Origin of the sequence: Arthrobacter sp. 131MFCol6.1, from assembly GCF_000374925.1 — a bacterium.
GTDB lineage: Bacteria > Actinomycetota > Actinomycetes > Actinomycetales > Micrococcaceae > Arthrobacter.
The window spans coordinates 204822-223823 of the sequence record NZ_KB895545.1; the positions used below are offsets into that span (position 1 = coordinate 204822).

Genomic DNA, 19002 nt, shown 5'->3' on the forward strand with positions numbered 1-19002 from the left:
GGGCTAGCCCTCGACGCCGAGGCGCTGCAGGATCAGCTCGCGGACGCGGCCGGCGTCGGCCTGCCCGCGGGTGGCCTTCATGACGCCGCCGACGATCGCGCCGATCGCCTGGACCTTGCCTCCGCGGATCTTGTCCGCGACGTCGGGCTGCGCGGCGAGGGCCGCGTCGATGGCTTCGAGGAGCGGGGCGTCGTCGGAGACCACGGCGAGGCCGCGCTTCTCGACGATTTCCGCCGGCGTTCCCTCGCCGGCGAGGACGCCGTCGAGGACCTCGGAGGCCATCTTGTTGTTGATCTTGCCGTCCTCCACCATCTTGTTCAGTTCCACGATGGTGGCCGGGGCGACGCCGAGCTGGCCGGGATCGACGTCGGCGTTCTTGGCGCGTCCGACGATCTCGCCCATCCACCATTTGCGCGCCACGGTGGCGGTGGCACCTGCGGCGATGGTTTCCTCGATCTCGTCCATGACGCCGGCGTTGACGACGTCGCGGAACTCCAGGTCCGAGTAGCCCCAGTCGGCCTGCAGCCGCTTGCGGCGCGCGGCCGGCGGCTCGGGCAGGGTGGCCCGGAGTTCCTCGACCCATTCGCGGGACGCGGTGATCGGGACCAGGTCAGGTTCCGGGAAGTAGCGGTAGTCGTCGGCGTCGGACTTGGCCCGGCCCGACGTCGTGGTCCGCGTGTCCTCGTGCCAGTGGCGGGTTTCTTGGATGACCGGCTCGCCGGAGTCCAGCACGGCGGCGTGCCGCTGGATCTCGTAGCGGACGGCGTGTTCGACGGCGCGCAGCGAGTTGACGTTCTTGGTCTCCGAGCGGATGCCGAAGCGTTCGCGGCCGTGCGGGCGCAGCGAGACGTTGGCGTCGCAGCGGACGTTGCCGCGTTCCATCTTCGCGTCCGAGACCCCGAGGTTCTTGACGATTTCGCGGACGGCGGCCACGTAGGCCTTGGCGAGTTCGGGGGCGCGGCTGCCGGCGCCTTCGATCGGCTTGGTGACGATCTCGACCAGCGGCACGCCGGAGCGGTTGTAGTCCACCAAGGAGTAGTCCGCGCCCTGGATGCGGCCGGTGGCGCCGCCCATGTGGGTCAGCTTGCCGGCGTCTTCCTCCATGTGCGCGCGTTCAATTTCGACGCGGAACACAGTTCCGTCGGAGAGTTCGATGTCCAGGTAGCCGTCGTACGCGATGGGCTCGTCGTACTGGGACGTCTGGAAGTTCTTCGGGGTGTCCGGGTAGAAGTAGTTCTTCCGGGCGAAGCGGCACTTCTCGGCGATCTTGCAGTTCAGCGCCAGGCCGATCTTGATCGAGGACTCGATCGCGGTCTTGTTCACCACCGGCAGCACGCCGGGCATGCCGAGGTCCACCTCGTTGACGTTGGTGTTCGGCTCGTCGCCGAAGACGTTCGGCGCGCAGGAGAACATCTTGGTCTTGGTGTTGAGCTCCACGTGGACCTCGAAACCCAGGACGGGATCGTACTTGTCCATCGCCTCTTCGAAGCTGAGGGTTGCGTCAGTCATTAGTGTGAGCCTCCGTGGCTTGAAACGGCAGAATCAGTGAGCGAGGGGGCCTTGTCCAGCAGCGGGCCGCCCCACTGCGCCTCGAGCAGGGATTCCAGGACCGCGCCGACGCGGTACAGGCGGGCGTCCTGGCGGGCCGGTGCCAGAAGCTGGATGCCCACGGGCAGTCCGTCCTCGTCGGCCAGGCCGCCCGGCAGGGACAGGCCCGGGACGCCTGCCATGTTCGCCGGAATGGTGGCGACGTCGTTGAGGTACATCGCCAGCGGGTCGTTGAGCTTCTCGCCGAGCTTGAACGCCGTGGTCGGCGCCGTCGGGGAAATCAGCACGTCGGCCTTTTCAAACGCGGCGTCGAAGTCGCGCTGGATCAGGGTGCGCACCTTCTGGGCCGAGCCATAGTAGGCGTCGTAGTAGCCGGCGCTCAGGGCGTAGGTGCCCAGGATGATGCGGCGCTTGACCTCGTCGCCGAAGCCGGCGGCGCGCGTGGCGCCCATGACCCGCTCGATGGTCATGGGACCGTCCTTGGGCAGGACCCGCAGACCGTACCGGACGCCGTCGAACTTGGCCAGGTTGGAGGACGCCTCCGACGGCATGATCAGGTAGTACGCGCCCAGGGCGTACTTGAAGTTGGGGCAGGAGACCTCGACGATCTCGGCGCCCGCGCCCTTGAGCAGTTCGAGGGATTCGTTGAAGCGGTTCTCGACGCCGGCCTGGTAGCCCTCGCCGTGGAGCTCCTTGATGATGCCGATCTTCATGCCCTTGACGTTGCCTGTCCGGGCCGCGGCCACGAGGTCCTCGAGCGGGTCCGGCAGCGAGGTGGAGTCGCGGGGGTCGTGCCCGCCGATCACCTGGTGCAGCAGGGCCGAGTCGAGGACGGTGCGCGAGACCGGGCCGATCTGGTCCAGCGAGGAGGCCATGGCGATGGCGCCGTAGCGGGAAACGCCGCCGTAGGTGGGCTTGACGCCGACCGTGCCGGTGACGGCGCCGGGCTGGCGGATGGAGCCGCCGGTGTCCGTGCCGAGGGCCAGCGGGGCTTCGAAGGCCGCGACGGCAGCAGCGGAGCCGCCGCCGGAACCGCCGGGGATGCGCTCCAGGTCCCACGGGTTGTGCGTCGGGCCGTAGGCGGAGTGTTCGGTGGAGGAGCCCATCGCGAACTCGTCGAGGTTCGTCTTGCCCAGGATCGGCATCTTGGCGGCGCGCAGGCGCTCGACGACGGTGGCATCGTAGGGGCTGTGCCAGCCTTCGAGGATCTTCGAGCCGGCCGTGGTGGGCTGCCCGATCGTGACGATGAGGTCCTTGACGGCGATCGGGACGCCCGCGAGGACGTGGAGCTCCTCGGCGGCGGCACCGCCGGCGGCGCGGATCGCATCCACTTCGGCGGCGACGGCAAGCGCCTCGTCGGCGTTGACGTGGAGGAAGGCGTGGACCTTGCCGTCGACGGCGGCGATGCGGTCCAGGTAGGCCTGGGTGACCTCGACGGCGGTGATCTCGCGGGCGGCCAGCTTCTCGGCGAGCGCGGCGGCGGAGAGGCGGATCAGTTCATTGTTCTCAGTCATGGTCTTAGACCTCATCCAGGATTGCCGGGACCTTGAAACGGCCTTCGTACGCGTCGGGGGCACCGGAGAGGGACTGCTCGGCCGTAAACGTGTGGCCCACCACGTCCTCGCGGAACACATTGGTCAGCGGAATCGGGTGGGACGTGGCCGGGACGTCATCACCGGCGGCTTCACTGACGGACTTCACTGAATCCACGATGACGGCGAGTTCGCCGGCCATCCTGTCCAGCTCTTCAGCACTCATCTCGATGTGCGCGAGTTGCGCGAGATGCGCGACGTCGTCGCGGTTGATCGCAGCCATGGATCTCCCCTGCAAGGTATGGATAATTTTCCGTCCCAGTCTACGTGGGTTGAACTGCTGTTACTGTCCGGCGCCGAGAAGGACGACGACAAACAACGCGGGGTCACTTACGGCCTATCCGGAGGTCCGGGATGGGCGGTAAGTGACCCCGCGTTGCTTGGTGCAGGGGCGGGCCGGTCAGCCGATGCCGATGGCTCCGGTGAGGACGCCAACGCCGAGCATGACCAGGGAGATCACGGCCGTGCGCCACAGGACCTTCTTGTGGTGGTCACCCAGGTCCACCTTGGCGAGGGAGACCAGGAGCAGGATCGCCGGGACCAGGGGGCTCTGGAGGTGGAAGGGCTGGCCGGTGATGGAAGCGCGGGCCATGTCGGCGGCGCTGACGCCGTAGTGGGCCGCCGTTTCGCTCAGGACCGGCAGGACGCCGAAGTAGAAGGCGTCGTTGCTCATGAAGAACGTCATCGGGATGCTCAGGACGCCGGTGATCACGGCCATCAGCGGGCCCATGTCGGACGGGATGATCTGGACCAGCCATTCCGACATGGCCTTGACCATGCCCGTGCCGTTGAGGACGCCGGTCAGGACCGAGGCGGCCATGACCATGCTGACGACGGCGACAATCGAGGGAGCGTGCGCGATCAGCTGGGCGCTCTGGTCCTTGACCTTGGGGAAGTTGACCAGCAGTGCGATGGCGGAGCCGACCATGAAGACGAACGGGAGCGGAATGACGTTGGCGACGAGCGTCACCATGACCGCGACCGTGAGGCCGAGGTTGAACCAGAACAGCTTGGGACGGAGGGTCTTGCGGTTGGGGTCCAGGGCGGTGTCGGCCATGGCGGAGTCGCGGTCGTCAACGAGGGAATCGGTGCGCTCCAGCACTGCAACGGAGGATCCTTCCGGGGAGAGCCCGGCGGGCGAGGCTCCGGGGCCCTTGCGGCCGCGGCGGATTCCGGTACCGCCGGCCGCGCTGCCGCCGGCTGAGTCGCCGTCGAAGGCTGCAGCTGTATCCGGGACGCCCCAGATCTCGGGGGCGACGGCGCGGAGGCGGTTGCGTTCCTGCAGGCCGAGCAGCCAGGAGAAGACCAGCACCACAATGAGTCCGGCGATGAGGGACGGGACCATGGGCACGAAGACATCGTTGACGTCGAGTTTCAGAGCGGAGGCGGCGCGGGCGGTGGGGCCGCCCCAGGGCAGGATGTTCATGGTGCCGTTGGCCAGGCCGGCCACGCAGGTCAGGACCACGGGGCTCATCTTCAGCCGCAGGTAGACCGGCAGCATCGCCGCGGTGGTGAGGATGAAGGTGGTGGAGCCGTCGCCGTCGAGGGAGACCGCTGCCGCGAGGATGGCCGTGCCCAGGACCACCTTGGCGGGGTCGTTGCCGAGCTTGCGCAGGATGAACCGGACCAGGGGGTCGAAGAGGCCGACGTCGATCATCAGCCCGAAGTAGATGATCGCGAACATCAGCAGCGCGGCGGTGGAGGTCATGGATTTCATGGAGTCCATGACCATGGGGCCGATGCCGAGGCCCGCGCCGGCGAAAAGCCCGAAGACTGTGGGAACAATGATGAGCGCCAGCACCGGCGTCAACTTCTTCGTCATGATCAGCACCATGAATACCGCGATCATGGCGAATCCTAGTAATACCAGCACGGCCGGCTCCTTCTTCGTTGAATGACACCACTCCGGTGTGATGCGCACTACAGACGTTAGAGTGGCGCCCGTCACGACTGGGCCTTTGGCTCAATTGATTGGCATACTGCTTATTGGATGCATTTTGCGCATTTTGCTCACGTCCGTTCCAACCCAGGCAGGAGTCCGATGAAGCGCCGCACAGCTCTGCCGGCCCTGCGCTTTTCGACACAGACACTGTTGCTGCAGCTCGGCGTCGTGGCGCTGGTGGTGCTGCTGAGCAGCGCCGTCCACGCCTGGCTGAGCTATGACCGGCTGGGCCGCGAGGCGGAGAACCAGGCGCTGACCCTGGCCCGGACGGTGGCCTCGGACCCCTCGGTGCGGGCAGAGGTCCAGTCCATCAGCGCCCTTCCCGCTGCTCCCCCGGCCGCCGAGCTGTTGGCCGGTCCGTTGATGGCTGCCGCGGAGGGTGCCCGCACCCGCACCGGGGCCCTGTTCGTGGTCATTACGGACGAGACCGGTATCCGGCTGGCGCACCCGGACGCGGAGCGGCTGGGCGAAAAGGTCAGTACCGACCCCTCGGAGGCCCTCGCGGGCCGGGAGGTCACCACGCGGAACACGGGCACGCTGGGCCCGTCCGCCGGCGCCAAGGTCCCGGTGTACGCCCCGGGCTCGACGGCGGTGGTGGGTGAGGTGAGCGTGGGCTACTCCACCGAGACGATCAGCCAAAGCCTGGCCCGGGACATCATCCCCATCGCCGTCACGGCCGCCGGCGCGCTGCTGGCCGGCGTGCTGGCCTCCTTCCTGCTGCGGCGGCGGCTCCAGCGGCTGACCCTCGGGCTCGAACCCGAGGAGATCAGCACCCTGGTGCACGACCAGGTGGCCGTGTTGCAGGGCGTCGACGACGGCGTGATCGGCGTTTCGGCCGACGGCAGGGTCAGCGTTTTCAACGCCGCCGCCCAGCGGCTGCTCGGTGTCCCGGACCTCGCGGGCACGGCGTGGGCCGCCGCCCCGGTGCCGGAGCAGCTCAAGGCCCTGACCCGGGCCGATGCGGCCGAGGGTGAGGCGGTGGAACTCGTGGCCGGCGGCCGGGTGCTGGTGGTGAGTGCCCGGAAGGCCCTGCACGGCCGCGAGGACCTGGGCTGGGTGGTGATGCTGCGGGACCGGACCGAGCTTCAGCAGCTGACCCGCCAGCTCGACGCCGTCGGCACCATGTCCGCGGCATTGCGGGCGCAGCGCCACGAGTTTGCCAACCAGCTGCACACGATCGCCGGCTTCATGAGCATCGGCCAGCCCCAGCAGGCCCAGGACTATCTCGCCAAACTGGCCGGTACCGGGCCGCTGGCATTCCCGGTGGACCAGGCCGAGCTGCTCCAGGACCCTTACCTGCAGGCCTTCCTCGGCGCCAAGGGCGTCGAGGCGGACGAGCGCGGCGTGAGCCTCCGCCTCGGCCCGGAATCCGTGGTCCGCGGCCACGTTACCGAACCCCAGGACGTCACCACAGTCCTGGGGAACCTGATCGACAACGCCGTGAACGCCGCCGTCGCCGGTTCCGCGGCCGAGCGCTGGGTGGAAGTCGAAGTGCTGGACGAACCGGGCCTCAACGGAGGCCCCGGCACACTCCACATTGTGGTGGCCGATTCCGGCGACGGCCTGGGCGCCGGAATGACGGCCGCCGAGGCCGAGGCGGTCTTCGCGGAGGGCTACACGACCTCGGTCCGGCCGGCGCGCCCCGGCGCAGGGCAGGGTCTGGGGCTGGCGCTGTCCCGGCAGCTCGCGCGCCGCCGCGGCGGAGACGTGCGGGTGCTCGAAGCGGGCTCCCCCGGCGGCCCGGGCGCCGTTTTCGTCGCCACGCTTCCGGGAACCACCGAACCGGGGCCAACGCTGCCGGGACCCGCCCAACCGGGAACCCCCGACCTGCGAACCCCTGACCTGCGAACCCCCGAACCACGCCGAGAGGACAACGATGTCTGAGGATTTCAGGGTGCTGATTGTCGACGATGATTTCCACGTCGCCAAGCTGCATGCCGCCTACGTGGATTCGGTGGCCGGCTTCCTGGCGCTGCCGCCGGCCGGCTCGGCGTCCCAGGCGCTGCAGGCCATCCACAGCCTGCGCCCGGACCTGGTGCTGCTGGACGTCTACCTGCCGGACGCCTCGGGCCTGGACCTGCTGCACCAGCTGGACGTCGACACCGTGATCCTCAGCGCGGCCTCGGACACGGCCTCGCTGCGCCTCGCGTTCCGCCGCGGGGCACTGGGCTACCTGCTCAAGCCCTTCACGGCCGAATCCCTCTCGCAGCAGCTGCGCTCCTATGCACGCTACCGCCGGATCCTGGCCCAGCCGGGCTCCGTCAGCCAGGAGACGGTGGAGCGCGCCAAGCGCGCCCTGATCCCGGGCGACGTCGTCGCCTCGGCACGTCCCCGCTCCGCCACCGAGGCCGCGGTGCTGGAATCCCTGGTGCCCGGCGAGCAGTATTCGGCCGCCGACGTCGCCGCCCGGGTCGGCGTGTCCCGGGCCACCGCCCAGCGGTATCTGTCCGCGCTGGCGGACGACGGCGCCGTCGACATCCAGCTGCGCTACGGCACCACCGGGCGGCCCGAGCACCGCTACGGGATCCCTGCCGGAACCGGCCACTAGTCCGCCCTCTAGCCTCGCCAGCAGAAGCAACGCGGGGTCAGCTACGGCCCATCAGGACCGCCGGGATGGGCCGTAAGTGACCCCGCGTTGCTTCTAGGCGCCGTCGGGCCGTTTCTGTGCCGCCGCTTGCTCCGCCTGCACGGCACGGTAGACGTTGCCGTGGATCATGTCCGCCCCGATGCGCTCGATCGCGCCGTCGCGCTCCAGGACCGCCCGAACCTCGGGCTTGAGCCGGGTCAGGCGCAGGTTGACGTCCGACTCGCGGGCGAGGTTCGCGATGTCCGCCATCTTCGTTGCCCCCTGCGAATCGACGAAATTGATCCCGCCGCAGTCGAGCACAATCCCGGTGAGCCCCGGCGTTGAATGGATGACCTCGCGCAGACGGTCCTCCAGCGCGTCGGCGGTGGCGAAGAACAGGCCGCCGTCGAACCGGATCACCGCAATGCCGGGAACGATCTCGTCGCCGGGGTGCCCATCGGCTTCACGGAAGACCTGGGTGCCCGGTTCACGGCCGAGGGACGGCATCTCCGGGTGGGTGGCCACCCGGACGAGCCAGAAGAGCGAGAGCACGATCCCTATCACGACGCCCGCCAGCACGCCGAAGATGAGGGTGCCGATGATCGCTGCGATCGCAATCCAGAAGTCAAACTTCTGCACCCGGGCAAGCCGCCGCATCTCGGGCACGTTCATCATGCCCATGACGACAGCCTCGATGATCAGCGCCGCCAGCACGGGCTTGGGCAGGTTCGAGAACAGCGGCGCCAGGAAGAGCAGCGTGAGCAGGACGGTGACCCCGGAAGTGAGGGAGGCAAGCCCGGTCTTCGCCCCGGAGTGGTCGTTCAGCGAGCTCGCCGACAGGCTCGTCGAGACGGGCATCCCCTTGAAGAGTCCTGCGGCAATGTTGGCCAGCGACTGGGCAATCGATTCCTGGTTGATGTCGATCTGGTAGCGGTGCTTGGCAGCGAACGCCCGCGCGTCCCCGGCGGTCTGGGAGAAGCCGATCAGGACCACTGCCACCGCCGCGAGGGCCACGGTACCCACGTGGTCCCACATCAACTGGCCGTCCGGGACCTGAAGCGAGGGCAGGCCGCTGGGCACCTCGCCCACCAGGGCCACGCCTTTGGCCCCGAGATCGAACAGCGCCGCAGCCAGCAATCCGCCCACCACCAGGACCAGGGCGCCGGGGACTTGGGGAGCGACAGCTTTCAGCCCGAAGACGACAGCCAGTGCGATTGCCCCCACCACAACGGTGGTCGGCTGCGCCTCGCCAAGGGTCCCCAGCCATGACCACAGCTCCTGGATGGGGTTCGAGCCGGTGACCTCGGTCCCGGTGAGCTTGGGGAGCTCCCCGATCACGACGTCGATCGCCGCGCCGAAGAGGAAGCCGGTGACCACGGCCTTCGAGAGGAACTGCGCGATCCAGCCCATCTTGAGGACGGCAAGGAGCAGGAACAGGATCCCGGAGGCGAGCGTGATTCCCGCAACGAACGAGGCGACGTCCTGCTCTCCCGTGATGCCCGCCGCGAGGACGGCACTGGCAGCCACTGCCGCCAGGCCCGAGCTGGGGCCCATCGAGATCTGCCGGCAGGTGCCGAAGATCGCGTAGACGATGGCGCCGGCGGCCGCGGCATACAGGCCGTTCTGCAGCGGTATACCGGCGATGCCTGCGTACCCGAGGTTCTTCGGAACGATCAGGGCCGCGACGGTGACCCCGGCGATCAGATCGCCGCGCAGCCACGAGCGGTCATAGGAGCGGAACTGGCCGATGAGGGGTACCCTGGTGGGCCCCTGCCCGGGCGCCTTGGTCATGCGCCAGTCATACTCCGAGTCCGGAAGTTCCGCCAGAGTCCATGTGACCCCTCGCCGGTTTCTAGGTGGCGCTCTTCTGGGCGACGAGTTCGATCTCGACGAGCATCTTGGGGTCCAGGAACGGCAGCACGTGAACGAGGGAGAGCGTGGGACGGATGTCGCCGAAGACCTCGCCGTGGGCCCGGCCGGCCTCTTCCCACTGGCTGATGTCCGTCAGGTACAGCTTGGACTGCACCACGTCCTCGAAGCCGAAGCCGGCGTCGGCCAGCACGGCGCCAAGCTTCTGCAGGATGTAGCTGGTCTGGGCATAGAAGTCCTCGCCCACGACTCCGTCCTCCCCGCTGGCGGCCGTCGCGGAGATGTAGAGGGTGTTGTCCACCTGGACAGCCCGGGAATAGCCGAGGGCCTGTTCCCAGGTGGAGCCGGTACCGAAGGTCTTGCGCATGGTGGGCCTTTCGCAGTTGCCGCAGGGATCGGCACAACTGTAGGGCGCCGGGCGCCTGGGAGGCCAAACCGGGTTGTTTTGTGTCGGCGGGACTGCGCGGGGCCTCCGCCCGGGCTAGAGTTCCTGGCGGTAAACGAGCAGTTTGATGTCCGTGCCCGGCACGAGCCAGTCGCGCTCCGGCGCCCGGAGGAAGCCGGTCTTCTGGTAGAGGCCGTGGGCACTTTCCCAGCTCTCGCCCGTGGTCAGGGCCACGGCGTGGATTCCGGGCAGGGCCCTGGCGTGCTCGATGATGGCCTGGACCATGGCCTTGCCGGCACCGCTGCGCTGCACGGACGGGTCCACCACGAGCATGCGGAACTCGAGCTCGTCGCTGAAGGCGATGTCCGCGTAGGGCTCGCCGGCGACCGCCAGCGTCACGGAGCCGAGGATCCGGCCCTCCCGCTCCGCGACCCAAACCGTCGCGGCCGCCGCGCGCTGCCCGACATTCTGGATCTGCTGCATGTAGGGGTGGTCGGCGCTCTCAAAGTAGCCTGCCGCCAGGTAGGCGTCCCGGGTGATGCGCGCTATGGCGTCGAAGTCGGCCGGAACGGCGGGGCGAATGAGGATCTGCGAAGGCACCTGTCAATGGTACGGGCGCCCGGCCCGGGCCGTGCCCGGAAAAGCCGTTTCCGTGACTGAACTATCACTCAGGCCTATCACTCCGGCCCGGAGCCGGCCCCGTGCCGGCCCGGTGAGAGGACTCTAGAGCGGGAATTTGCCGGAGAGTTCCAGCGGCCCGGCGCACGTCCATGCGGCCAGGCGCTCATCGTCGGAGGGGCCGCCGGCCAGGGGGCTGGTAAGCCGCGGCCGGCGCACCCAGCAGCCTGCCTCCTCGGCGATCAGGGCCCCGGCGGCGAAGTCGTGTTCGTTGAGCCCGCGCTCACCGTAGGCATCGTGCGTGCCGTCCGCCACGAGGCACAGGTCCAGTGCCGCGGACCCGAGCCGGCGCATGTCCGCGAAGCCGTCCATCAGGCTGCCGAGGCCCTCGGCCTGTTCCGCCCGCACGCCGGGATCGTAGCTGAAGCCCGTGGCCAGGATCTGGCCGGTCCGTCCGGGGACCGGGCCGAACAGGGCGGTGAGCTGGCCCTGTTCCTGGAGCCAGGCACCCTCGCCGCGGGACGCGTAGTAGGTGCGTCCCAGCGCCGGTGCGCTGACGACGCCGGCCAGCCAGACGCCGTCGGCGTCGGCCACCGCCACGGAGGTGGCGTAGTAGACGATGTTGCGGATGAAATTGGTGGTGCCATCGAGCGGGTCGATCGACCAGCGGTAGCCGCTGGGCTCCGCCGGCAGGACGGTGCCGCCCTCCTCCCCCGTGATGATGTCCCACGGCCGGGCGGCGGTGATGACGTCCCGGACGGCGGCTTCGGCGGCGAGGTCGAAGGCGGTCACCCAGTCGCCGGAGTCGCCCTTGTTGCTGACGTCCAGGGCGGCAGTCTTCCGGGTGGCCAGGACGGCGGCCCCCGCCGCCGCGGCCGACTTGGCCAGTTCAAGCAGCCCGGGAATGCCGGGGGTGGGAGAACCCGCGGAGTGGGAACTCATTCGGCCGCCGCACCATCGGCGCCGGGAGCCTCGCCGTCGCCGGCCAGGACCGGGACACCGTCCGCGCCGGTGGTCTCGCCACCGTCCGCGCTGGCGTCCGCTCCGCCGCCGGCCGGCCCGTTCGCCAGCAGGGCGCGGAAGCCGTCCTCATCCAGGACCGGGACGCCGAGCTGTTCGGCTTTGTCCAGTTTGGTGCCGGCGTTCTCGCCCGCCACCACGTAGCTGGTGTTCTTCGACACCGATCCGGCCGCCTTGCCGCCGCGGATCAGGATGGCTTCCTTGGCCTCATCGCGGCTGAAGCCCTCGAGGCTTCCGGTCACCACCACGGTCAGCCCCTCCAGCGTCCTGGGCGTCGACTCGTCGCGTTCGTCCGCCATCCGGACGCCGGCGTCCGCCCAGCGGTCCACGATGTCGCGGTGCCAGTCCTCGGCGAACCATTCGGTCAGCGCCTGCGCGATGACCGGGCCCACGCCGTCGACGTGGGCGAGCTCCTCCTCGGAGGCCTGCCGGATGGCGTCCATGCTGCCGAACGCGGTGGCGAGGGCGCGCGAGGCCCGCGGGCCGACGTGCCGGATGGACAAGGCCACCAGGATCCGCCACAGCGGCTGGGATTTCGCTTTTTCCAGCTCCCGGAAGAGCTTGTCCGTGGTGGCCGTGGGCTTGGACGGGGTCTTGGTGGTGGCCTTGGTGAAGAAGTAGGGCACCAGCTCGAACTCCCCGGTGCCGACGCCCTTGGAGCGCTTCTCCCGGCGGACGCGGACGTCCGCGAGCTGCTCCGGGGTCAGGTCGAACAGGGTCGCCTCGGTGGTCAGCGGCGGTTCCGCGGGCTCGGCCGGCTGGGTCAGTGCGATGGCGGCTTCCCAGCCGAGGGCCTCGATGTCGAAGGCGCCGCGGCCGGCCAGGTGGAAGACGCGTTCGCGCAGCTGCGCCGGGCAGGACCGGGAGTTGGGGCAGCGGATGTCCACGTCCCCTTCCTTCCCGGGGGCCAACGGCGTGCCGCACGCGGGGCATTCGGTGGGCATGATGAAGTCGCGGACGGGAGGGTCCTGCTGGTCCCGCAGCGCCAGCACCGGGCCGACAATCTCCGGAATGACGTCTCCGGCCTTGCGCAGCACCACGATGTCGCCGATTTTCACGCCCTTGGCCTTGACCACCTCCTGGTTGTGCAGGGTGGCCATCTCCACGGTGGAGCCGGCAACCTTGACCGGTTCCATCACGCCGTACGGGGTGACCCGGCCGGTGCGGCCGACGTTGACGGCGATGTCGAGCAGCTTGGTGTGGACCTCTTCGGGCGGGTACTTGTAGGCCACGGCCCAGCGCGGCACCCGGGTGGTGTAGCCCAAGGCCCGCTGGGTGGCGAAGTCGTCCACCTTGATCACAATGCCGTCGATCTCATGGGTGAGGCTGTGCCGCTTGTCGCCGTAGCGCTTGATGAATTCGAGCACGTCGGCCAGCCCGGCCAGGACCTCGAAATACGGGCTCGTGGGCAGTCCCCACTCGGCGAGCTTCCGGTAGGTCTCGGACTGGCTGGCAGTGTCGAGTCCCTCGCGGGCGCCGATGCCGTGGACGTACATCCGCAGCGGACGCTTGGCCGTTTCCGCGGGGTCCTTCTGCCGCAGCGAACCTGCGGCGGCGTTGCGCGGGTTGGCCAGCGGCGCCTTGCCGGCCTCGATCAGGGCTTCGTTGAATTCCGCGAAGGCCTGCGACGGGATGAAGACTTCGCCGCGGACTTCCATCTCAGCCGGGAAGCCGGTGCCGCTGAGCTGCTGCGGGATTTCCTTGATGGTCAGGACGTTGTGCGTGATGTCCTCGCCGGTGGTGCCGTCCCCGCGGGTGGCGGCCCGGACCAGCGCCCCGTCGCGGTAGAGCAGGTTGACGGCCAGGCCGTCGATCTTCAGTTCGGTGAGCCAGGACGGCGGGTCGCCGCCGTTGCCGAGCTTGGCGACGCCCGCCTCGGCCTTGACCATCCAGGCCTCCAGCTCCTCGAGCGAGAAGACATCCTCCAGGCTGTACATGCGCTGCAGGTGTTGGACGGCGGCAAACGCCGCTGACACCTCGCCGCCGACTTCCTGCGTGGGCGAGTCGTTGGCCACCAGTTCCGGATGCATGGCTTCGAGCGTTTCCAGCCGCCGGTAGAGCTCGTCGAACTCGGCGTCGGAGATGATCGGCGCGTCCTGCTGGTAGTACGCAAAGCGGTGCTTGCGGACCTGCTCCACAAGGTCTTCGTACTCCGCACGGATGTCCCCGGAGGGGACCTGCTCCCCCGCGGGGCCTTGAGGATCCGTGCCATGCCGGGGGGCTGCTTCGGCTGCTTCGTCAGTCCCTGCTGAGGTCTCTGCTGCGGTCTTCCCTGTGCTCACAGACCTATCCTGCCCTAGATCACCGCTGTTGTCCGGTCAGGGGTCCGTCAGTCTGCGGTCGCGGGTTCCGGTCCGGCCACCGATCGAGTACCTGGACACCTCGCCCCGCCCGGGGACGACTTCTGCGCCGGCGGAGGGAGCCGTGCTAGTCGTTGATGACGGCGGCCAGGTCGGCGGCCGGGCGGTCGCGAACGCCCAGTTTCGTGAGCGCGAGTGGGCCAAGGACGGTTCCGCTGAGGATGATGCCCGCGAAGATCAGGCACGAGAGCTGCCACGATCCACCGTCGTACAGCAGACCCGCCAGCAGCGACCCGGCTGCTGCCCCGAGCATTTCGGAGTTGGTCAGCAGGCTCATGCCGCGGCCCACGCGGTGCCCGCTGACCTCAGCGACGACCGCCCGCTGGATCGGCAGCAATATCGCCCATGAGGCACTCGTTAGCACCCAGAGCGCGGCGATCACGAGCGGGCTGGGGGTGAACGCGAGGCCAGCAGCAGTCAGTGCCGACGCGACGGACGCGAGGACGTATCCCGTACGCCGGCCCCGCCGTTCAACGAACCGGTGCAGCACCCGTGGCATAACCGTAAGCACGATGCCGCCGGGCAGGTAGATGAGTGCAATCTGGTAGACCTCCAGCTCAAGCGCCTTCTGCAGGTGAAGCAGCAGGAGCAGCGACACACCGGCCTCGGCGACTGCAGTCATCAGCGCGATCAGCAGCAGCGGGGCGAGGCGCTTGCCGTCGCCCCGGAACCCGTTCGGCGGCTCCTCCTGCGGTGGCGCCAGGAACTTTGGCACGCGGAACAGCAGGACCGCCGCGAAAAGACAGGCAACAGCGAGGATCCCGAAGACCCCGCTGAAGCCGGTCAGCGGCAGCAGGACCATCGCTGGAATCCAGAAGAACCACGATCCGAGTGCTTCGGATGACAGCAGCCCGGCCAGTGAGCCGGAGTCGCGATCGAGGGACTCGGCCACGATCGCCCGGACGGCAATCCAAAAGAACGCGCCGCCCATGCCGCCCACAACTGCGGCGGCGAGGGCGAGCGGCAGCGACGTCGCAAGGGCGTAGCCCACGCAGCTCACCGCGTAGAGCACGGCTCCTGCCGCAGCCACTGTCGTTCGCACCCGAGTGTCCACCAGCCAGCCGGAAATCGGACGCGCGATCACCGAGACGACGAGCTCGACGGCGACGAGGGCTCCGATCGCGCTTGGCGCGACGCCGAGTTCAATGCCGCCCCAGAGCGGGATCAGGAAGTCCATTATTTCCGCCGACCCGCCAATCAGGGTTGCGGCAGTGCCCGCTGCTTTCCTTCGATCCGGCTTAGTCCCCATGCCCGCGAGCCTAAGGGGCGAACCACGAATTTGGTCTGACGCTGACCGTGAGGTCAGGCGGGCGCGTCCCCGCTGGCAGTCCGGGCATCGACAACGATCGCCGTGATGTTGTCCCGGCCGCCGCTGCGCAAGGCCGACTGGATCAGCTCGTCCACGGCAGCCTGGGGGTCGGCCTCGGCCGCGAGGATGCCGGCGATCTTCTCGTCGGTCAGTTCGCCGTTGAGGCCGTCGGAGCACACCAGGATCCGGTCGCCGTCTTCAAGGGGAAGCAGCCAGAAGTCGGCCTCGGAGTCGTCCCCGGTTCCCAGTGCCCGGGTCACAACGTGCCTGCGCGGATACACGGCGGCCTCGGCCTCGGTGATCTGGCCGGTGTCCAGGAGTTCCTGTACCTCGGAATGGTCGACGCTGATCTGGGCGAGCCGGCCGTGGCTGTAACGGTAGGTGCGGGAGTCCCCGATGTTGAGGACAAGCCAGTACGGGACGTCCTGTTGTTCCACCACCACGACGCCGGACAGCGTGGTTCCGGCGCGCGATCCCGTGGCGTGACGGATGCCCGCATCAGCCATGAGCAGGTACTCCTGCAGGATGTCCGCCGTCGCGTCCCGGCTGCCGGTCTTGAACTGTGGCAGCTCGGCCAGGGTGCGCACGCAGATGCTGCTGGCAACTTCGCCGGCCTCGTGCCCGCCCATGCCGTCCGCCACGGCGAAGACGGGGTCGGCGGCAATGAAGGCGTCCTCGTTCGCCTCGCGGCGCAGCCCCCGGTCCGTGCCGAACCCGCAGTGCAGCCGCGGTCCCTGTTTGCCGTCCGATGGCGGGATGGGGGCGTCTGGCGTTGCGTTCATGGCGGTCCTCAATACAGTGGTGCGCGGCTTCAGCGGTGCGCGAGGGCTGACGGCGGTCACAAACCCGGCCGGATCGCAACTGCCGGTCCGACTATTGCATATGCGCCGCTCAACTGAGAAGCCCGCCACGGGCTACAGCCGGGCTGATCCGGTGCTCAGTCCAGGATCAGGCCCCGGCCGCTGCCGGGCTGCAGCTGCACCGGGTGGATTTCACCGAACCCGCGGACGTCCTCGGCCGGACGGGGCACCAGGACGAAGCGTTCGTCCTGCTCCAAGGCGGCCGCGGTCATCGAATCCACCAGCACGGTTCCGGGGTCCGCGAGGGCAGTCAGGCGGGCGGCGAGGTTGACGGTGGGTCCGTAGATATCACCGAGGCGGGAGAGGATGCGGCCCCAGACCATAGCCACGCGGGCCTGGGGCAGGATCTCGTCGTCGGTGAAGGCGCGGGACAGGGCCAGGGAAATCTCGGCTCCCGCCGCCGGAGTCTCGGCAATGTACAGGACTTCGTCGCCGACGGTCTTGACCAGCCGGCCGCCGCCGACCGAGATGATTTCGGCGCACTTGTTCTCGAAGCGCTGCACCAGCTGGGCGAGCGTCTTCTCGTTCATCCGGCGGGACAGGCTCGTGTAGGAGACAAGGTCGGCGAAGCCAACGGCCCGGGCCAACGGCAGGGGCGCATCGTCCTCGTCGCCTTCGCGGCCCTCTTCGCTGGACTGCAGCCCGGCTTCGGCCCGGACGGCCAGGCGCTGCACAGCGGCGTTGAGCTGGCGGCGCCAGGAGTAGGCGAGCATCTCCTCGAGGGGGTCGATCAGGTTCGGCAACTCGCTGACGAGCCGCTTCCGGGCGACGGCGTCGCTCACGCCCTGTTCCTGGACCATGTCCTCCACGAGGGCCTCGATCTGCCACACCACCATCCGGTCGGTCATCTGGCCGATGGCCCGGGTGATGGAAATGGCGGCTTCCTCGGTGAGCTTGCCGTCGCGCACCAGGTCCACGATGGTGGACAGGGCGGCCTGGTCACGCTCGGTGAAGGCGACGTCTTCATCCCCGAGGTTGGGAAAGCCCAGGGCGCGCCAAAGTTTCCGGGCAGAAAGCAGCGAGAGCCCGGCACCGGCGGCGACTTCACGACGCCGGAGCTTGCGCTCACCGCCCAGCAGCCGCGCTTCCAGGGCCTTGGCGGCGAGCCGTTCAGCGGACATCGTGCCGGTGGGCGGGGCCAAAGGTTCAGGGTCGGCGGCTTCGGATCCGGGTTCGGCGGCGGGTTCGATGAGCGCGCCTGCCTCGGTGTCGAAGGCGGTCCCGGCGTCGCTGTCGGCGGCAGCCGAACCGGCGGCGTCCTCGGGCTCCCGGGGCAAATCCGGGGCAGCGAGGTCGGTGTCCTGGTGGACGTTCTCAGCGTTCATCTCTTCCACCTTCTCTCGTCTCCCACGGCCAGGCCTCGCCTGGGTTGTAGGTCATGCCGTCGGCCCCGGACGCCTCGCCCTGGGGGAGGTCGTCGATGGCGTCCAGCAGGAAATTGCGGAATGTCGCCACCTCGGGGACATCGGGGACCACCGTTCCAAGGGGGTACCCGGTCTCCAAGGATATATTCCCGGAGTGCAATAGGCGCTGCAACAACGATTGCTCAATGGCCACATGGCGGACGGCGGCGAGGGGGATCTGTTCATCGCGCCGCCTTAACATGCCGTAGCGGGTAACTAATCGCTGGCTGGTGAGGATGTAGCGGGTGGCGTGCCATGCAATGACCCGGGGGAGGCAATAGCCCAGCAGCACCCACGCCGCCAACGCCAGGCACACGGCGACCAGCCAGGGAGTCCACTCCTTGGGGATGAGGGGCAGGAGCCGTGTCGGGCCGCCCTTGACAACCCAGGCGCAGGCGTACGCGGCCGCGGCCGGAATAACAACGAACGTCAGCGCCGGGACAATGAGCATCCTGGGCTGGGGCCGGGTCACCACAATTACTTGCTCTCCCGGCAGGAGCACTTTACGCATAACCGCTTTCTGCCCCGCCGTTGCCCTGGCCGCCGGTCCCGGCCGGGTTCCACGGCCTCAGGTGCACGACGTCGCCGGCGGTCACCACGTGTTCATGGCCCGCGGCATCGACCACCAGGAGCGAGCCGTATTCGTCCAGCCGCGTGGCGTGGCCAATGATCTCGTGGTCGCCCGGGAGCTGGGCCCGGACCTGCTTGCCGAGGGTCGAGAGGAAGTGCTCCACCCGTTTGTGCAACGACGGGCCACCGGCCAGGCCGGCGGTGGGGTCGCCGTCGGCGTTGCAGAAACTCCGGTAGAGGGTGGCGAAGCGGGACAGGTAGCTCTTCAGGAGCTCCGTCCGGTCCACTGTGTCCGGATTCTCCAGCAGCACGGAGGTGGCGGTGGGAACCGGGAGTTCGGGCTCTGTCAGCGTGACATTCAGGCCGGTGCCGAGGATGACCGGCGGCGCTCCGCCGGCGCCGAGCGGGCCGAGCTGGGCCAGGATGCCGGCGATCTTCCGGCCCCGGACCAGGACGTCGTTGGGCCACTTGAGTTCCGCCGGAAGGCCTGCCGTTTCCGTCAGGGCCTCACGCAGGGCGAGGGCGGCCAGGAGGGACAGCCAGGAGTACCGGTGGGTCGGCAATGGCCGGCCGGCCCCGTTGACCGGCAGGAGCACGAGCGAGACGGAGACCGAGCTGCGGGCCGGCGCCTCCCACCGGCGGTCGAGCCGGCCGCGGGCGGCGCTCTGGTACTCGGCGGTCAGCACCGACAGGTCCGGCCACGCACGGGGATCCTCGGTCACCCCGCGGAGGAGATCGACGTTGGTGGAGCCGGTGGATTCAAGCACCGTCAGGCGCGGAATTCCGTTGGCGGACAGGAACGCCTCATCACTGAGGGCACTCAGGTCCAGGGGCGGACGGTCCGGGGTTTCCTGCACGGCTTCCATCCTTGAATCCTACCGAGGAAAGCGCGCCGGGGCCCCGGCCAGCCGACTCATATGCCTCCGCCGAAACTCCCCACTTTTGGCCGGGACGTCCGGC

At 68.9% G+C, this 19002-nt stretch carries 16 protein-coding genes; 2 read left to right on the forward strand and 14 right to left on the reverse strand.

The genetic code is table 11. The annotated features are described in order from the left end of the window. Nucleotides 1-3: 3 nt before the first annotated feature. The 4 genes from gatB to C566_RS0112025 all read right to left on the reverse strand — a co-directional run bounded on the left by gatB (nucleotide 4) and on the right by C566_RS0112025 (nucleotide 5013). Complete coding sequence (gene gatB / locus C566_RS0112010) at nucleotides 4-1509, reverse strand: Asp-tRNA(Asn)/Glu-tRNA(Gln) amidotransferase subunit GatB (protein ID WP_018774591.1); 1506 nt, start codon at nucleotides 1507-1509, stop codon at nucleotides 4-6. After that, nucleotides 1509-3062, reverse strand: a complete 1554-nt coding sequence (gatA, locus tag C566_RS0112015) for an Asp-tRNA(Asn)/Glu-tRNA(Gln) amidotransferase subunit GatA (protein ID WP_018774592.1) — start codon at nucleotides 3060-3062, stop codon at nucleotides 1509-1511. Before gatA ends, gatB begins: the two co-directional genes overlap by 1 nt. Before the next feature lie 4 nt (nucleotides 3063-3066). Beyond that, on the reverse strand, nucleotides 3067-3363 hold the full coding sequence (gatC, locus tag C566_RS0112020; protein ID WP_018774593.1) for an Asp-tRNA(Asn)/Glu-tRNA(Gln) amidotransferase subunit GatC: 297 nt from the start codon (nucleotides 3361-3363) through the stop codon (nucleotides 3067-3069). A gap of 177 nt (nucleotides 3364-3540) precedes the next feature. Further along, nucleotides 3541-5013 carry a CitMHS family transporter gene (locus C566_RS0112025; protein WP_026266632.1) on the reverse strand — a complete coding sequence of 491 codons (1473 nt, stop codon included), beginning with the start codon at nucleotides 5011-5013 and terminating at the stop codon, nucleotides 3541-3543. 168 nt (nucleotides 5014-5181) lie between these two features. Between C566_RS0112025 and C566_RS0112030 the strand changes: the two genes are divergently transcribed. Together C566_RS0112030 and C566_RS0112035 are read left to right on the forward strand one after the other, a co-directional pair. Continuing rightward, nucleotides 5182-6966 (forward strand): sensor histidine kinase, encoded by a 1785-nt coding sequence (locus C566_RS0112030; protein ID WP_018774595.1) that lies wholly within the window; start codon nucleotides 5182-5184, stop codon nucleotides 6964-6966. Next, complete coding sequence (locus C566_RS0112035; RefSeq protein ID WP_018774596.1) at nucleotides 6959-7630, forward strand: response regulator; 672 nt, start codon at nucleotides 6959-6961, stop codon at nucleotides 7628-7630. The genes C566_RS0112030 and C566_RS0112035 overlap by 8 nt, the downstream gene beginning before the upstream one ends. 93 nt (nucleotides 7631-7723) lie before the next feature. Here C566_RS0112035 and C566_RS0112040 read toward each other — a convergent pair whose 3' ends face one another. From C566_RS0112040 to C566_RS0112085, 10 genes are all read right to left on the reverse strand, one after another. Next, on the reverse strand, nucleotides 7724-9439 hold the full coding sequence (locus tag C566_RS0112040; RefSeq protein ID WP_018774597.1) for a SulP family inorganic anion transporter: 1716 nt from the start codon (nucleotides 9437-9439) through the stop codon (nucleotides 7724-7726). A gap of 61 nt (nucleotides 9440-9500) precedes the next feature. Beyond that, on the reverse strand, nucleotides 9501-9884 hold the full coding sequence (locus C566_RS0112045; RefSeq protein WP_018774598.1) for a RidA family protein: 384 nt from the start codon (nucleotides 9882-9884) through the stop codon (nucleotides 9501-9503). A gap of 114 nt (nucleotides 9885-9998) precedes the next feature. Further along, on the reverse strand, nucleotides 9999-10502 hold the full coding sequence (locus tag C566_RS0112050) for a GNAT family N-acetyltransferase (protein ID WP_018774599.1): 504 nt from the start codon (nucleotides 10500-10502) through the stop codon (nucleotides 9999-10001). Nucleotides 10503-10625: 123 nt separating this feature from the next. Continuing rightward, nucleotides 10626-11462 carry an inositol monophosphatase family protein gene (locus C566_RS0112055; RefSeq protein ID WP_018774600.1) on the reverse strand — a complete coding sequence of 279 codons (837 nt, stop codon included), beginning with the start codon at nucleotides 11460-11462 and terminating at the stop codon, nucleotides 10626-10628. After that, nucleotides 11459-13822 carry an NAD-dependent DNA ligase LigA gene (ligA, locus tag C566_RS21410; RefSeq protein WP_081627325.1) on the reverse strand — a complete coding sequence of 788 codons (2364 nt, stop codon included), beginning with the start codon at nucleotides 13820-13822 and terminating at the stop codon, nucleotides 11459-11461. Before ligA ends, C566_RS0112055 begins: the two co-directional genes overlap by 4 nt. A 145-nt stretch (nucleotides 13823-13967) precedes the next feature. Further along, nucleotides 13968-15149, reverse strand: coding sequence for an MFS transporter (locus C566_RS0112065; RefSeq protein ID WP_043466774.1), 1182 nt, complete (start codon nucleotides 15147-15149; stop codon nucleotides 13968-13970). A 53-nt stretch (nucleotides 15150-15202) separates the two neighbouring features. After that, entirely contained in the window at nucleotides 15203-15991 is a 789-nt protein-coding gene (locus tag C566_RS0112070) for a PP2C family protein-serine/threonine phosphatase (protein WP_018774603.1), read from the reverse strand. Between the two features lie 155 nt (nucleotides 15992-16146). Beyond that, nucleotides 16147-17394, reverse strand: coding sequence for an adenylate/guanylate cyclase domain-containing protein (locus tag C566_RS0112075; protein ID WP_018774604.1), 1248 nt, complete (start codon nucleotides 17392-17394; stop codon nucleotides 16147-16149). Beyond that, entirely contained in the window at nucleotides 17384-17983 is a 600-nt protein-coding gene (locus C566_RS0112080) for a PH domain-containing protein (RefSeq protein WP_018774605.1), read from the reverse strand. Before C566_RS0112080 ends, C566_RS0112075 begins: the two co-directional genes overlap by 11 nt. After that, nucleotides 17976-18908 (reverse strand): biotin--[acetyl-CoA-carboxylase] ligase, encoded by a 933-nt coding sequence (locus C566_RS0112085; protein ID WP_018774606.1) that lies wholly within the window; start codon nucleotides 18906-18908, stop codon nucleotides 17976-17978. Before C566_RS0112085 ends, C566_RS0112080 begins: the two co-directional genes overlap by 8 nt. Between the last annotated feature and the right edge of the window lie 94 nt (nucleotides 18909-19002).